Annotated in this window: 12 protein-coding genes; 4 read left to right on the forward strand and 8 right to left on the reverse strand. The window is 51.6% G+C overall.

Annotated features, from left to right (window positions below):
* Positions 1-48 precede the first annotated feature (48 nt).
* Entirely contained in the window at positions 49-960 is a 912-nt protein-coding gene (locus HV127_RS23850) for a DUF535 family protein (protein WP_182239243.1), read from the reverse strand.
* 416 nt (positions 961-1,376) lie between these two features.
* On the opposite strand from HV127_RS23850, the gene HV127_RS23855 reads away from it, so the two are divergent.
* Both HV127_RS23855 and HV127_RS23860 read left to right on the forward strand, forming a co-directional pair.
* Positions 1,377-1,517: a hypothetical protein gene (locus tag HV127_RS23855; RefSeq protein ID WP_004102786.1), complete on the forward strand. Its 141-nt coding sequence runs from the start codon at positions 1,377-1,379 to the stop codon at positions 1,515-1,517.
* 280 nt (positions 1,518-1,797) lie between these two features.
* On the forward strand, positions 1,798-3,108 hold the full coding sequence (locus HV127_RS23860; RefSeq protein WP_182239246.1) for an L-serine ammonia-lyase, iron-sulfur-dependent, subunit alpha: 1,311 nt from the start codon (positions 1,798-1,800) through the stop codon (positions 3,106-3,108).
* A 173-nt stretch (positions 3,109-3,281) separates the two neighbouring features.
* Here the strand turns inward: HV127_RS23860 and HV127_RS23865 are convergent, their stop codons facing one another.
* The 4 genes from HV127_RS23865 to HV127_RS23880 form a co-directional block, all read right to left on the reverse strand.
* The gene (locus tag HV127_RS23865; protein ID WP_182239248.1) at positions 3,282-4,274 is read right to left on the reverse strand and encodes a D-cysteine desulfhydrase; all 993 of its coding nucleotides are present in this window, start codon (positions 4,272-4,274) and stop codon (positions 3,282-3,284) included.
* Between the two features lie 64 nt (positions 4,275-4,338).
* A complete protein-coding gene (locus tag HV127_RS23870) occupies positions 4,339-4,725 on the reverse strand; it encodes a RidA family protein (protein WP_181485972.1) in 387 nt (128 codons plus the stop codon).
* Positions 4,726-4,751: 26 nt separating this feature from the next.
* Positions 4,752-6,170 carry a Na+/H+ antiporter NhaC family protein gene (locus HV127_RS23875; RefSeq protein ID WP_182239250.1) on the reverse strand — a complete coding sequence of 473 codons (1,419 nt, stop codon included), beginning with the start codon at positions 6,168-6,170 and terminating at the stop codon, positions 4,752-4,754.
* Positions 6,163-7,350 carry a PLP-dependent aspartate aminotransferase family protein gene (locus HV127_RS23880; protein ID WP_182240800.1) on the reverse strand — a complete coding sequence of 396 codons (1,188 nt, stop codon included), beginning with the start codon at positions 7,348-7,350 and terminating at the stop codon, positions 6,163-6,165. The genes HV127_RS23875 and HV127_RS23880 overlap by 8 nt, the downstream gene beginning before the upstream one ends.
* Positions 7,351-7,843: 493 nt before the next feature.
* On the opposite strand from HV127_RS23880, the gene HV127_RS31620 reads away from it, so the two are divergent.
* The gene (locus tag HV127_RS31620) at positions 7,844-8,014 is read left to right on the forward strand and encodes a YnfU family zinc-binding protein (RefSeq protein WP_220022285.1); all 171 of its coding nucleotides are present in this window, start codon (positions 7,844-7,846) and stop codon (positions 8,012-8,014) included.
* Positions 8,015-8,193: 179 nt separating this feature from the next.
* Here HV127_RS31620 and HV127_RS23885 read toward each other — a convergent pair whose 3' ends face one another.
* The 3 genes from HV127_RS23885 to HV127_RS23895 form a co-directional block, all read right to left on the reverse strand.
* Positions 8,194-9,264, reverse strand: a complete 1,071-nt coding sequence (locus HV127_RS23885; protein WP_182239252.1) for an ABC transporter ATP-binding protein — start codon at positions 9,262-9,264, stop codon at positions 8,194-8,196.
* A complete protein-coding gene (locus HV127_RS23890) occupies positions 9,257-11,026 on the reverse strand; it encodes an iron ABC transporter permease (protein WP_182239254.1) in 1,770 nt (589 codons plus the stop codon). Before HV127_RS23890 ends, HV127_RS23885 begins: the two co-directional genes overlap by 8 nt.
* A 66-nt stretch (positions 11,027-11,092) precedes the next feature.
* The gene (locus HV127_RS23895; RefSeq protein WP_182239256.1) at positions 11,093-12,181 is read right to left on the reverse strand and encodes an ABC transporter substrate-binding protein; all 1,089 of its coding nucleotides are present in this window, start codon (positions 12,179-12,181) and stop codon (positions 11,093-11,095) included.
* A gap of 573 nt (positions 12,182-12,754) precedes the next feature.
* Here HV127_RS23895 and ptsP point away from each other — a divergent pair.
* Positions 12,755-15,256 (forward strand): phosphoenolpyruvate--protein phosphotransferase, encoded by a 2,502-nt coding sequence (gene ptsP, locus HV127_RS23900; RefSeq protein WP_182239258.1) that lies wholly within the window; start codon positions 12,755-12,757, stop codon positions 15,254-15,256.
* Positions 15,257-15,264: the final 8 nt, after the last annotated feature.

The raw sequence follows: 15,264 nt of genomic DNA on the forward strand, positions 1-15,264 counted from the left end.
ACTTGCCGACCAGCAGCCCCCTGCTGGCCGGCAATTGAGCCTCGACGTTTAACTCGCGTGCTGACTCACGCCAATCTCGCGTAGTGAAGTGGCAAGATCCATCTGCGCCAGCTCTTTCAAGCCTTCTCGCTTGATAAACTGACTACGATGCTTGCTCTTGACCTCTTCCAGGCTTTTCTTTATCTCAGTCGGCGGTAATTTATACCAGCCGCGATGATGCTTCACGCCGCCTATTTCCAGCCACAGCTCAGAATAGCTGGTTTTTACTCTGTCACACTTAACATGGTAATGGCTGTCGATAGCATAAATGTCGTTGATATTATAATGTGCTAAAAAACCGTACAGCAGAGTGATAATTAAATTTTTCGGTCGAGTACCATAAAGTTCTTTGGTCAGTACTTTGACCTCTTCATTATCAATATCTTTCCCTCCCTGGATACCGCCGATATAGGCGCGGCCATCTTCGGTACAGGAAAAACAGATGCTGTAAACGCGTTTATCGTCCAGGAACATTAATAGCATCAGTTCCCCTTCTTCCTGAAAAGGCGACGCCAGCAGCTTCACTTCAATACTGGCTCCGTTTTTCAGGGGAATGGCGATCATCGAACGACCAAACGCCGCCACATCATACAGCTGCGGCAATACCTCAGGGCGGAAGGTTTTCTCTATAAAATTCAAAGCGCCATAAGCGATGTCGAGCTTCGCCCTTTTTGACATTTTCTTGTTTAGATAAGCTTTAAAAGGTTTATCCTCAAAGCTAACCAGCCCCTGCGTTGCACCGGTTAATTTAGAACAAGCGTATTTTTCACATAGAGCCTGATATTCCTTGTATTTACCTCCGGTTAAAGGTATCTCTCTGCATTTACGTAATACCTTTTTATATTTGAGTTTAACATGACAAATGACTTTATTATTTTTCCGCCATTCTTTGATGGCGGCTACTGCTGTTGTCGATACCATTGACTAAGATCCATAGATACATCCATAACCGCAGCGATATTAACATAATCCCTGCAAGTCAATGTTTAAACCAACATTCGTTGTCGTTTCGTTTAATAAAAATACCCGTCATACTTCAAGCTGCATGTGCGTTGGCTGCGCTCACTCACCCCAGTCACTTACTTTAGTAAGCTCCTGGGGATTCGTTCTCTTGCCGCCTTCCTGCAACTCGAATTATTTAGGGTACAGTGTTCTAATAATTGATATCTGGTTATCAATTATCATTGGCGATCGTCCTGCTATTTTTATCCGTTTAAACCGCATCAAATAGCGCCAGCGCTTACCGGTATGTGCTGTCCACGCTCATGCCGGGTGCATCCGCTGACCGATTTACCTATACTTGCTTACGGTCAAAACTGAACTTAAATGGGTAACTCATGGAAATTGATCTCGACAACCTGGTTTTTAGCGGCCTGGAAGAAGCGCAAGAACGTAACGCTGAACGCCTTGAAGATGCTGACAAAAAAGCCCAGGCAATCGTTGCCGACGACGACTGCGGCGACGCCTGCAAAATCTAATTGCAAAACCGGCAGCTCTGCCGGTTTTTTTATCTCCCCTATCGCCGATCGGACACGGTAAAAAAACTTCTATTGTTCGCCAATAAGAAGAAAAATTTCCTCCGAATCCTCTGTTTTACAGACTTAACTAGCAACTTTTTTCTCTGCCGAGTGCGCTAATATTCCCACTATCGTTCCTGCCGGTCGCATTGACAAACGCGGCCCACAGGCGCACATCAACGTCGAGAAATCACGCCATCGCTCGACTCACACTTTTCTGTACCGACCCAGAGGCTCAGTCATGTCACACCGGGAAAGCCGCGTTAAATGGAATATCTTCATTAATGCTCTGAAACAGGAAGTTAAACCCGCTTTAGGCTGCACCGAACCGGTCTCGGTCGCCCTCGCATGCGCCGTCGCGGCGCAGCACCTGTCCGGCGCGATTGTGCGTATCGAAGCTGCGGTATCACCGAATTTAATGAAAAATGGTATGGGCGTGACTATCCCAGGTACCGGAATGACCGGTCTGCCCATTGCGGCCGCCCTGGGCGCTATCGCCGGCGATCCTCAGGCGAAGCTCGAAGTGCTGAAAAGAGCCACCCAACGGGAAATTGATGCCGCCAGAGCGTTATTAGAAGTCGGAGCCGTGCGCGTGGTATTGCAGGATCCCTGTGATGAAATACTCTACGTTCGCGCCAGGGTCTACGCCGGGGATCAGCACGCCACGGTCACCATTGTTGGCGACCATACCAACGTAGTTTCGATTGAAAAAATGGGTCAGCCTTTGTTTATCAAAGACGAAAGCCAGGTCAGTGACGACATCATCAATCCGCTGGAACAGCTCGCCCACAGTTCACTGCGCGACATTTATGACTTCATTAGCGTCGTTCCTTGCGAAGAGCTCGACTTTATTCTCGACGCCGGCTCAATGAACAACGCCCTGTCGAAGAAAGGTCTGTCTAAAGACTGGGGCTTGCACATCGGCCCAACGCTCAAACGCCAGGTCGATAAGGGCCTCGTTTCCGACGACATTTTTACCGAGATCCTCTACCGAACCAGCGCCGCTTCAGATGCAAGAATGGGCGGCGCGACGCTACCAGCAATGACAAATTCCGGCTCCGGCAACCAGGGGATCACCGCCACCATGCCGGTGGTGGTGGCAGCAGAGCGTCTCAATGCCAGCCCGCAGCAGTTGGCCCGCGCGCTGGCGCTTTCACATCTGGTGGCTATCTATATCCATTGCAAACTCCCGAGGCTGTCGGCGCTGTGCGCGACCACCACCGCCGGGATGGGTGCTGCGGCGGGGATTATCTGGTTAATGGACGGTAACTTTGACAACATCGCCATGGCAGTGAATAACATGATTGGCGACGTCAGCGGCATGATTTGCGATGGCGCTTCCAGCAGTTGTTCAATGAAAGTATCGACCAGTATCTCTTCTGCCTGGAAAGCCATTTTGCTGGCGCTGGATAACTCGGTGGTCTCGGGGAATGACGGAATTGTTGAGCGCGACGTGGAAAATTCCATCCGCAATCTTTGTGATATCGCCGGACGCGCCATGCAGCATACCGACCGGCAAATCATCGAAATCATGGCGCATAAGCGTTATTAGTCCCCCCACACAGACCAACGGTAACGTATAAGATTTTGTAGGCCGGGCAAGGCGTCAGCCGCCGCCCGGCAAAAAAGCCCCCTCTGCCGTTATATCTCCCCAGGCTCTAACGTAAAAAAACCACCCTGGCCCGTAGGCATCAGGGTGGTTCGAACTCATGTTTAAAATGCTGGCTAAACGTGAGGATGATAGGCAAACAGCGCCGGGGCACCGCCGGTATGAATAAACATCACCGGCCCGTTACCGGCGAACCGCGACCTTTTCACGCCATCAATCAAACCAGCCATTGCCTTGCCGGTATAAACAGGATCTAACATGATCCCTTCCAGCCGCGCCAGCAACTCCACCGCGTGCATCCCCTCAGTATTTGGCATCCCGTAACGCGGTGCGAAATACTCATCCCATAGCGTCAACGGCGACAGTGACTCGATCTTCAACATAGCGGATAACTCGCGCTGCAGCTTCTCAACCTTAGGCTGCTGATCGCCAACCAGGCGAGAAACCGTGACCCCTACGACCTCCATATCAGGCTGGCTGTGAGCAAAACCCACCGCCAGCCCGGCATGCGTCCCCGCACTCCCTGATGGCACCACGACGGATTGAACATTGAGGCTCAGCTGGTCGCACTGTTCAACGATTTCTAAAGCGCAATCAACGTAGCCCAATGAACCCAGCGCATTCGAGCCGCCAACGGGAACGATATAGGGTTTCGCACCTTTTGCTGAAAGCTGGTCGCTAAGCGCCTGCAATTGCGCATCCGGGTCATTAAGCTCATCAACCATTTCAACCTGGCAGCCCATCAGACTAAACAACAGATGGTTACCGTTGTAGAGATAGTTGGATTCTGTGGTTTGAATCGGGTTTTCGAGCAGCGCCACGCATTTTAGCCCCAGATGCGCCGCCACTGCTGCGGTCTGGCGTACATGATTGGATTGAATCGCCCCGGCAGTCACCAACATGTCGCAACCTTTGCTAATGGCATCTGCCGCCAGAAACTCCAGTTTTCTGAGCTTGTTGCCGCCCATGCCAAGGTGCGAAACATCATCGCGTTTAATATAGATATCGCGCTGCAAATATTCCGACAGGCGCTTCAGATGCTGAACAGGCGTAACGCCACCGACCAACTCTACGCGCGGTAACGTATTCAAAAACTCTTTTACGGACATAGACGCTTTCCTTTCTCAAAAAAACGGCGGCCATCAGCCGCCGTAGAGTCTTATTGATGCTCGATTAGCTCTGAGAGGCCACGGCCTCAATTTCTACTTTGACGTCTTTTGGCAACCGGGCGACTTCCACGCAAGAACGCGCCGGGAAAGAGGCATTGCGCTGAGTGAAAAATTCAGCATAGGCATTATTAATCGCGGCAAACTCGTTCAGGTCTTTGACAAAAATAGTGACCTTGCAAATATCACCAACCGTAAGCCCACCGGCCTCGATAATCGCCTGAACATTCTCTAGGCTCTGGCGGGTTTGACCTTCAGCGCACTCAGGAATATTTCCGGTTTGCGGATTAATCGGCAACTGACCCGAAGTAAAAATGAAATTACCGGTTCGCGCCCCCTGAATATAAGGGCCAATCGCTTCCGGAGCCTGTTCAGTCGTAATAATCTTAGTCATCGTCAATCCTTAAATCATGTTTAGTGTTAGAGGGTAAACCCAACAATTAAATAGACAATTAGCGCCAGACCTCCCGTCACCAGCGCATAAGGCATCTGGGTACGGATATGTTCAATGTGGTCGCAGTTGGTCGCCATCGATGCGACGATAGCGTCACTGGAGATAGGTGAAGTCATGTCGCCGAAAATTGAACCGGAAATAGCCGCGCCGATCATAAAGTGCGGATCAATACCTAATGACACGCCCAGTTGAACGCCAATCGGGATCATAATCGCGAAGGTTCCCCAGGAGGTGCCCGTCGCCAGCGACATTACCGCTGCAATCAGGAAGATAAAGCCAATCGAGAAACCGGATGGAATAACGCCGGAGGTAATCGAGGCAATATACTGCCCGGTGTTCAGCTCCGCCGAAATATGCCCCATCAGGAAGGCCAGAATCATAATTGAGCTAATTTTGACCATGCTGGCATAGCCGATATACAGCTCTTTGAAAAAGTTCTCAACGTTGAGAATGCCGCGCACTCTGAACCAGACAAAAGAGACCACGGTACCGAACATCACGCCGGAATAGACCGACATGGAACCACTGCCTTTGGAAAATTGTCCATCACCGGTGATATACAGCACCACTGGCACCATTAATACGGTGGATAGAATCGGAATAAAGAAGTTAAGCATTGAATTACATGCCGGGTGATCAATAACCGGGTCCGCTTCATCTTCACCCTGATCCTGCTCTATTTCCGTCAGGGTGGTTTCAAACTTCACTTCCGCCTTTTTCATGGGTCCCCAGCTACAGCCGGAGAGGATGTAAAAGAGTACCGAGGCTAATGAAAACCAGGCCATCGTATTCCAGACCATTGAGCTGGCCAGCACTTCAAAAGGCTCACCGGTCAGATAGCCCTGCGCAATCTGTACGCCGATAACCCCCATCATTGCCGCCCCCCAGCCATTGATCATCACCGATGAACAGACCGAGACGCAGGACGTCTGGATAATATAGGACATCTTTTCCGGCGAGACTTTATAGCGCCGGGCCAGGTTTTTAGTCGAGGCACCGGCAATAAGCTGGTTAATCGAACTTTCGATAAAAATTAACGATGTGACCACCATCGCCAGCAGCTGAACCGACTTCTTATTGGTGACAAAATCGTTTTTCTCCGAGAGAAATTGCACCAGTTTGCGCACGCCGCCGGTGACGACGATCAGCCGCATAATGCCGCCGATCATCACCATAAAAATAATCGTTCGCGCATTACCTGCGGACGCAAAGGTTTCGATAATCCCGTTCAGGGTACCGCCAACGCCTTGAATAATACTGTGGTTAATCACCGCATAGCCGACAAAAATACCGGTCAGCAGCGAGAGGATCACCTGGCGGGTCAGGATTGCCAGAATAATGGTGACCAGCGGAGTAATGATCGTCCAGATGCCATAGTCATGCATGATGGTTATCCTGTTTGATGTCCATACCGGCGAAGGCGATGTCCAGGTCCTGAATTAAGTCATCAACATGTTCAATGCCGACGGAAAAACGCAGCGTGGTGTCATAAACGCCAATAGCCTCGCGCTCTTCTTTTGACATCGCCCCATGCGACATGGAGGCCGAATGATTAATCATGCTCTCCACGCCGCCCAGCGACTCCGCCAGCACAAAATAATGCAGACCACTGATAAATTGCTTCAGGCTCTGAATGTCGCCTTTTAAGGTCGCCGTCACTACCGCGCCGCCTGAACGCATTTGCTTCTTACATAGCGGGTATTGCGGGTGTGACGGCAGGCCTGGGTAATAAACACTGGCAATCGCCGGGTGGTTTTCGAGATATTCTGCAATTCGCAACGCGTTACTGCACTGACGTTCCATGCGTAGATCCAGCGTTTTCATACCACGCAGTGCGAGATAGGCATCAAAAGGCGAAGCAATTGAGCCGATAGTGGTTTTGATAAAGTCGAGCCGTCCTGCTAATGCTTCATTATTGGTGATCACCGCACCGCCAATTAAATCTGAGTGTCCCCCGATATATTTACTGGTGGAGAGCATTACCATATCCGCCCCCATCTCGAGCGGTTTATGATTCCAGGCGCTGGCAAAAGTATTGTCGACACAGGTGAGGATTGCGTGTTCTTTGGCAATGCGACAAACCTTATCAATATCAACCAACTCAAGTAGTGGATTGGTCGGCGTTTCGATCCAGATTAAAGCCGTATTCTCTTGAATACTATTAACCAGGCTCACCTCATCATTAAGGTCGACATAGGAAATAGTCGCCCCAGTAGTTAATGTTTTCAGTTTTTCAAACAGTCGCCAGGTGCCGCCATATACGCCTTTCATCGCGATAATATGCGCATCCTTCGGCAGTAACTCCATAACAATGTTCGTTGCCGCCATTCCAGACGCGGTGGCGGTAGCATAAATGCCTGCTTCCAGTTCCGCGAGCGCTGACTCATAAGCTGTGCGTGTTGGGTTAGAAACGCGGGAATAGCAAAAATCGCCGCCTTCATAAAGATTAGGTTGAATAAAAGAGCTGGCGGTCACAATCGGGGTAAATATAGCGTTGTTTACCGGATCGGATTGATTTCCAGCATGAACAGCCAGGGTTGCAATATCTATAGTTCTATTTTTCATAGGGTACACTCAAACTATTATTAGTCATAAAATATCGTGAGCTTATATTTTTTTGGTTAGCAAAGTCGGCGTATAAAACAGCAGCCAAAACTTCGTTTAATGGCCAGATAATAGATGGCCATTTCATCATCAACATAGTGATTTGCATCCTTCAACCACAGTTAAAATGTATATTAGGCGGGGAAGAAAATCTTACCTATTTTCCCTCTAATCAGACGAATATGGAGAAAATTGTTCTCTGATCGCAAACACATGATATCACTAACACCCTGATAAATAACACGTCTATTTTAAATGGTGATATAAATCACAAAAAATTGGGGGAAATTTTACTCTTTCGCAACGTCCTGTACGTAAAAACTATTTCTGTCATCAATTGATCACAGCGCAAGCCGCACAATCGAATGAAATCACCTTTGCGTCAGAGAATCAGTTAGAGCTATCTATGTGCAAATGAGGTATGGTCTTAACCCCATAGATCAGGAAATATCATATGTCAGAACGCAAAGACTCTAAAACTCGCCGTAATTATCTCGTAAAATGCAACTGCCCTAACTGCTCCCAGGATTCAGAACACAGCTTCAGCCGAGTACAAAAAGGTGCTCAACTCATTTGCCCCTACTGCCATAAACTTTTCCAGTCTTCAGCAAGAACCGCCGCTTAATTTATCCCTTGCCAACTACCGTTCAAGACGCGTGATTGAGCAATAGTCAGACAACACAGATGACGCTTTTTACGCTATTTTGGCAAAGAGAAAACCCGCAAGCACGCGGGTTTTATTTCGGTTTGATAAGGGTTAGCAGGAAACATCTCTGTCCCTCCTGAGATCAGCATTTAAGCCTCTCAGCCCTTAGGGAAAATCCATAAATCATTTACGGGCAGCGAGAGATGACAATGATCGGCATCGCGCAGGGCGCTGCCGTAGGCGCGAATGGCAAAATCATCGCCTTTAGTGCGGAACAGATACTCCCAACGATCGCCGAGATACATGCTGGTCAGCAGCGGCAGCGCCAGCATATTGTCATCGGGCGATGACGCCAGGCGTAAGCGTTCAACACGGATCACCGCCGTCGCCTCCTCACCCACCCTGACGCCCTCTCCCGCCATCCCCCACAGCGCCCAGCTGGCCCCTTCAATTCGTGCCCGACCGTTCTCAAGATCGGTAATTTTGCCATGCAGACGGTTGTTGCTGCCCATAAACTCAGCGGCGAATAACGTTGTCGGGTTACCGTACATCTCCTGCGGAGTCCCCTGCTGCTCAATCACCCCGTTATTAAGCAGCAAAATGCGATCGGAAATCGCCATCGCCTCATTCTGATCGTGAGTGACCATCAGCGCCGACAGCCCCAGCTTCACAATCAGTTCGCGCAGGAAAACCCGCGCCTCTTCACGCAGCTTGGCGTCGAGATTCGACAGAGGTTCATCCAGCAGGATCACCGGCGGGTTGTACACCAGCGCCCGGCCTATCGCCACGCGCTGCTGCTGACCACCGGAGAGCTGATGCGGATGGCGATTGCCGAGATGGCCGAGCCCCAACTGATCAAGCACCGCCTGCACCCGCTGTTTTATCTCTTCATTCGCCACCTTGCGCAGCTTCAGCGGATAGGCAACATTTTCAAACACCGTCTTATGCGGCCACAGCGCGTAGGACTGAAACACCAGCCCCAGATTGCGCTCCTCCGCCGGGATTTCGCTGCGTGGATTGCCGTCATACACCCGGGTTTTGCCAATGGTAATCATCCCACTGGTCGGCTTCTCCAGGCCGGCGACCGCCCGCAGCAGCGTGGTTTTACCACTACCCGATGGCCCGAGCAACGAGACCACCTCTCCCCGCTTAAGCTCCATTGACACACCTTTCAGCACCGGATTATCGCCGTAGGTCAAGTGCAGATTTTCTACCGATAATTCAATCATGTAATTTCACTCCAAAGCGCAGGGCGATACCCAGACCGACGACCACCAGCAGGATATTAATAAAAGAGAGTGCGGCAACGATATCGATAGCCCCCGCCGCCCACAGCGACACCAGCATTGAGCCGATGGTTTCAGTTCCCGGCGAGAGCAGATAGACCCCGGTAGAATATTCTCGCTCGAAGATCAGAAACATCAGCAGCCAGGAGCCGATCAGGCCGTAACGCGAGAGCGGTACCGTAACATGACGGGTAATCTGCCCGCGCGATGCACCAGTACTGCGCGCGGCCTCCTCCAGCTCCGGAGCCACCTGCAGCAACGTCGAGGAGATCAGGCGCAGCCCGTAGGCCATCCACACCACGGTATAGGCCAGCCAGACGCTGAAAATGGTATTACGCAACGCGCGCAATTGGACAATCAGATGTTCGCGCAGCCAGTCGGCGACCGGCAGCACGGAGAGCCAACCGTTTTTCAGCGACTGATCCAACCACATCGGCAGAAACAAAAATACCCACAGAAACGCCAGTCCGGCCAGCAGGCCCGGCACCGCGCGTGGCACCAGCACGCTGTAGTCGAGAAAGCGCGTCACGTTGTCCGGCTTACGGTGCATCGCAATACCAACGAACAGGTAGCAGACCACCGCCAGCGCCCCGCCAATCACGCCAATCGCCATTGAGTTAACGATGGCGCGCAGCAGGTTCGGCTGCTGCCAGATATTACGGAACGTCGCCAGCGACAGCTCGTCCCACAGCGAAACGCCCAGACCCCAGTTCGAAATAAACGCCCGTAGCGCAACGCCAATCAGCGGCACGCCGATGGTCACCGTCAACCACGCCACCACCACAATCCCGGCGACCCAACGCCATTTTCCCAGCGGAAGCGCGCGGGCCTGCGAGGCTTTCCCCTTCATGGTGACGAAGCGGTTAGCGGTTCGCATCAGGCGGCGCTGCAGCATCACCAGCGGAATGGTGATGCAAATGAGCACCACCGCCACCGCTGCCATCAGGTGGTAAGAAGGCGTTCCCAGCTTGTTGGTGAGCTTATAAAGATAGGTCGCCAGCACCATGTTGCCTTCCGGATCGCCCAACACCAGCATCAGGCCGAACACTTCCAGACCGAGGAAAAATAGCAGTACGCAGGCGTAGAGAATTGACGGACGCACCATCGGCAGGCTCACCGAGGTCATCACCTGTAACGGCGATGCGCCAACCGTCCGCGCGGCCTCCTCCACATCCGACCCAACGCTGCGCAGCGCCGAAGAGATATAGAGATAAGCATGGGGAACGTGAGTCAGCCCGGCGATCACGACGATGCTGAACATGGAGTAGATATTCCACGGCACGAAGCCTATCAGTCGTTCGGCCCACTGTGAGAAGAAGCCCACCGGCCCGGCCGCCACCACGTAACCAAAGCCCAGCACCATCGGTGAAACGAAAATAGGCACCAGAATCAGCGGTTCAATAAGCCGTCGTCCGGGCAAATCGGTGCGCACCATTAAAAAAGCCAGGATCCCGCCAAGCGGGATCGCGATGATCACCAGGCCAAAGGCGAGAATAAAACCGGACTTCAGCGCCAGATAAAAATCCGGGTCGGTGAAGATAAATTCAAAAGCTTCGAGGCTGAATTCTTTCGAGCGTGCAAAAAATGGGGCTGAAAGAAAACTCTGTACCACGATAAATAACAGCGGGACATAAATCGCCAGTGCCGTAATCAATACGACGATGCCGCGCGGCAGCCCCTGCCATTTTCGGCGCAATATATTCATGTGCGATCCCTTAGACCTGCCGGGCATTAAACGGGCTGCACAAAAAAGAAATACAGCCCTGGAGGGTTATTTCGCCGCGGCGGTACGCCATTGTTTGATAAATTCCAGACGTTGTTTCGGCTCAAGGTATTCCAGTAACGTTTCATCTACCGGAATCGGCTTCAGCGCGCTGCCGAGCATTTTGGTCATGCCATCAATATCATTTTTACCTTCGATATCATTGCGCAGAGACGGAATATCCGCCTGATTTGCCAGGATACTTTGTCCTTTTTCCGACAGCACATAATCGAACCACAATTTCGCCGCATTAGGATGGCCGGCTTCAGCGGTAATAAACGATACCCGGGAGAGCACCAGCACATAATCTTTCGGGTATGAGATACCGAGTGAAGGGTCGGTTTTCGCGCGCGCCTCTGCGTACGAGCCAAGTATGTTGTAGCCAATCAGGTTCTCACCAGAGGAGACGCGCTCCATCATCGTACCGGTGGATGACTGTACGGTCAGCCCACCCTTAGCGATCCCGGCCAAGTCGTTAAAGTAGTTAGCGTCAGCCTTGCTGTCCTGGACCGCCAGCATAAAACCCAGTCCCGATTTTTCGATATCGTAAGTGGTGACTTTGCCTTTGAATTTATCGGCCTGACCGGCGATAAGCTTCGCCAGCGCGGTATGCGAGTCCGGCGCATCAGCTTCTGGGATCAGGCGTTTGTTATAGATAAACACCACCGGTTCGTAAGTAGTCCCGTAAGCTTTCTGTTGCCACACCGCCCATTTCGGCAGCTTAGCCTGCTCGGGCGAGGCGTACTCTTCGGCGTAATCGGTGGCGAGTTTCAACGCCGTATCCATTGAGGAGCTCCAGACCACGTCGCCGCTGCCGCCGCCCGCTGCCTGTTCGCTGATATAACGGTTGTATAGTTCGGTACTGTTCATATCGTTATATTCAACTTTAATACCGGGATATTGCGCTTCAAATCCTTTAATAAGCGGGCCTGCAGCCTTAGTATCCGTCGTTGAATAGATGACAACTTTGCCTTCTTTGATCCCTGCATCCACCACTTTTTGATAATCTGTCGGGTAGCCCTGCGGGAGTTCCGCCAGCGCCGGGCAGGACAATATTGTCGTCAGTGAAATCACTAATCCACCAATTTTCATATACATAAATTTAACCTTTAGCGAATATTATTAAACACAAATTTAACATATAGCGGGACACCAGGAGCCTGCAACGCCGGGGGTTGTTTTTTTATGACTTTTGTGACGCTGGCGTAATTTAAATAAAGATTCGTGAGATATCGCAGATTAGATAAAGGCTACCGCGCGGGAATATTAAGAAAAGATTAAGTTTGTTGAGTTTCAATCACAATATTTAGGCTGACCAAAGGGGTAATACGTAATATTTTATTTTTCTGCCGTGATGAAATAGCCGGCCATCGAGGACAAACAAAACCCCGCCCCCTCTTACTACCGGGTGCGCAAGCTCATCCCTGAACTGCAAATTTGTGACTCATCTCGCAAACTCATCGTAAAAAAGAGAAACAAAAAAACAACATAAATCAATGAAATAAAAGAACCGATCGCCGAGCATAAATATGACAAAAGTCACAAAATCACAATCAGGTCACTATTTTTAAGTAAAGGTGACTTTTTTACTATGTCATCACCAGTACGAACAGGGAAAGATAGCGGGATCCAGCAGTTCATTGTCGTGCACGAAAGCGCTCAGGAGTCGAAATGGCGGTGGTCCTAACTTATATATGCGAGCTAAGTGAAGGTATACACGCCAGGCCTGCTGGATACATCGCGCGATTATGTCATTTATTCCAGGCCACTATCGACTGGGAGAACACCCGCACCGGCCTCCAGGCCAACGCAAAAAGCGCCCTTTCGCTGATAGCTACCGACACGCTGTTAAATGACGAATGTCGTATCTCACTGAGCGGCAATGATGAACAGAACGCCGCCGCACAGCTTCACGCTCTGCTTTGCGACCTGCCGACATTTAGCCTTGCACCTGAACCGGTGACCAGCCTGGGCTATCTGCCCCGCTGCCTGCGGGAGCTGAACCCGCAGGTTATTCAGGGAACCCGCATAAATAAAGGCGCGGCGATCGCCAAACCAAGGGTAGTGCAAAGCCTCACTTTCGCCGACATCATCGCGCGAAATCCGGGCCACGTTGATCGCCTTGAAGATGAAACGACTCGACTTATCGCTGGGTTAGACGCTTTGCGCGCAGAGAAAGAGGCGGCTCTTGGACAAACCCACGGCGTTGAACGCGAGCTTATCGAAGCCCATCTCTCGCTAATTACCGACATGACCTTTCGGGATAAGGCGATCGGTTATCTTAATAACAATATCAATGCCTGGTCCGCCATCGCCCAGGCGGCTCTCGATTTTTGCCACATGCTTGAGCGCTCATCCAGCCATTATATTCAGGAGCGAACGCTGGATATCCTCGACATCGCTACGCAGCTTATTTGCACGTTGTATGGCGAACAGGCGCTGGCACACTCGCCCCTCACGCTCAACGAACCGGTGGTTGTGTTCGCCAACCACCTGACTCCCAGCCAGTTTCTGGCTCTCGACAGAAACCGGATCGTCGGTCTGGTGTTATCGTCCACGGGAAAAACATCGCACACGGCAATCCTGGCGCGCGCATTAAGTATTCCAACCCTGACCGATATCGATATGTCGTCGCTCAAGCTTGAGCCTGAGCGGCAGATAATTATTGATGGCGAGCCCGGAATTCTGATTACCCATCCGGATGAGAAGACGCTGCGCTATTACCGCCAGGAAATTGCCGTACAGCAGGCCATGCAGCAGTTATTACGGGCAAACGCTTCAACACCGGCACAGACTGGCGACGGGCAGCACATTGAGATCGCGGCAAACATTGCCAGCCTCGCCGAAGCGCAGGCCGCCTTTGATAATGGCGCACAAAGCATCGGGCTGTTTCGCACTGAGATAACCTTTATGGGCCGCGATACGCCCCCCACCGGCAAGGAGCTGGCCGACCTTTACACACAGGTGGTGATTCTGGCTGCGGGTAAAACGGTTATCTTTCGCACTTTTGACATCGGCGGTGATAAGCCCGTCGACTACCTTAGCAGCGACAAAGAAAAGAACCCGTTTCTCGGCTTCCGGGCAGTGCGTACCTATCCGCACTATCGCGACCTTTTCGCCGCCCAATTGAAGGCGATTCTTATCGCATCGGCGGCAGGTCAGGCCAAAATCATGTTGCCGATGATTACGCGAGTTGAAGAACTTCTCTGGTGCCGGGAGGTACTGGAGTCGGTCAAGCAGGAGATGCGCGGTGAAGGGCTGGCATTCGATGAAGCGATTGCGCTCGGTATCATGCTGGAAGTTCCCTCGGTGCTGTTCGCCATGGCGGAAATGGCCGAACACGCCGATTTTTTCAGCGTTGGCAGTAACGACCTGACGCAGTACTTTTTCGCCGCCGACCGGGGAAATGCTCAGGTAAAGAGCCTCTACGACAGCTACGCGCCGCCTTTTTTACGCGCCCTGCAGTTTGCGGTCAGTGAAGCTCATCGCGCCGGTAAACCGATTGGGCTTTGCGGCGAACTGGCCGCCGACGCCCCCATTCTCCCCCTGCTCATCGGCATCGGTTTTGATGAATTGAGTATGAACTGCGCCGCAATCCCAGGGGTTAAAAATGCGCTCAGAAAGCTTAACGTTGCCGATTGTCAGACGCTAACGCAAACCCTGCTCGCGAGCCAACGCGCAGACCAGGTCAAAGCCATACTGCAACGCCCGGGCGGTGGAGCGGCGAAAAAACCGCTTCTGTCACCGGAGATGATCCTGTGGAATATTGACGCCGCCGATAAAAACGAAGCGATCAAAATGATGGTCGATAACCTGTGGCTGCGTGAGCGTACCGATGAGCGGGACAGACTATGTGACGACATCTGGGCCCGGGAAGTGCCTTTTCCTACCGTTGTCGGCTCGGGGTTTGCCATTCCCCACGCCCAAACGGACTACATCCACGACTCTGCTATTAGCGTCGCAACGCTTAAGCAGCCGATAGCCTGGGGCGGCGTGATGGTAGACACCCTGTTTATGCTGACGATCAGCAATTCCGCGCAGGATAATGAGCATATGAAATATTTCTCCACCCTGGCGCGCATGCTGATGAATGATGAATTTGTCAGTCTGGTCAAAGAAATGAAAAACCCAAAAGCACTCTACAACCTGATATCCAGAACTCTGGCCTTCTGATCACCAAA

The sequence above is a fragment of the Klebsiella sp. RHBSTW-00215 genome (assembly GCF_014103785.1).
GTDB lineage: Bacteria > Pseudomonadota > Gammaproteobacteria > Enterobacterales > Enterobacteriaceae > Klebsiella.

Coding starts and splice junctions, on each gene's coding strand:
- HV127_RS23850 (WP_182239243.1), bottom strand. CDS start 960: ATGGTATCGACAACAGCAGTAGCCGCCATCAAAGAATGGCGGAAAAAT.
- HV127_RS23855 (WP_004102786.1), top strand. CDS start 1,377: ATGGAAATTGATCTCGACAACCTGGTTTTTAGCGGCCTGGAAGAAGCG.
- HV127_RS23860 (WP_182239246.1), top strand. CDS start 1,798: ATGTCACACCGGGAAAGCCGCGTTAAATGGAATATCTTCATTAATGCT.
- HV127_RS23865 (WP_182239248.1), bottom strand. CDS start 4,274: ATGTCCGTAAAAGAGTTTTTGAATACGTTACCGCGCGTAGAGTTGGTC.
- HV127_RS23870 (WP_181485972.1), bottom strand. CDS start 4,725: ATGACTAAGATTATTACGACTGAACAGGCTCCGGAAGCGATTGGCCCT.
- HV127_RS23875 (WP_182239250.1), bottom strand. CDS start 6,170: ATGCATGACTATGGCATCTGGACGATCATTACTCCGCTGGTCACCATT.
- HV127_RS23880 (WP_182240800.1), bottom strand. CDS start 7,350: ATGAAAAATAGAACTATAGATATTGCAACCCTGGCTGTTCATGCTGGA.
- HV127_RS31620 (WP_220022285.1), top strand. CDS start 7,844: ATGTCAGAACGCAAAGACTCTAAAACTCGCCGTAATTATCTCGTAAAA.
- HV127_RS23885 (WP_182239252.1), bottom strand. CDS start 9,264: ATGATTGAATTATCGGTAGAAAATCTGCACTTGACCTACGGCGATAAT.
- HV127_RS23890 (WP_182239254.1), bottom strand. CDS start 11,026: ATGAATATATTGCGCCGAAAATGGCAGGGGCTGCCGCGCGGCATCGTC.
- HV127_RS23895 (WP_182239256.1), bottom strand. CDS start 12,181: ATGTATATGAAAATTGGTGGATTAGTGATTTCACTGACGACAATATTG.
- ptsP (WP_182239258.1), top strand. CDS start 12,755: ATGGCGGTGGTCCTAACTTATATATGCGAGCTAAGTGAAGGTATACAC.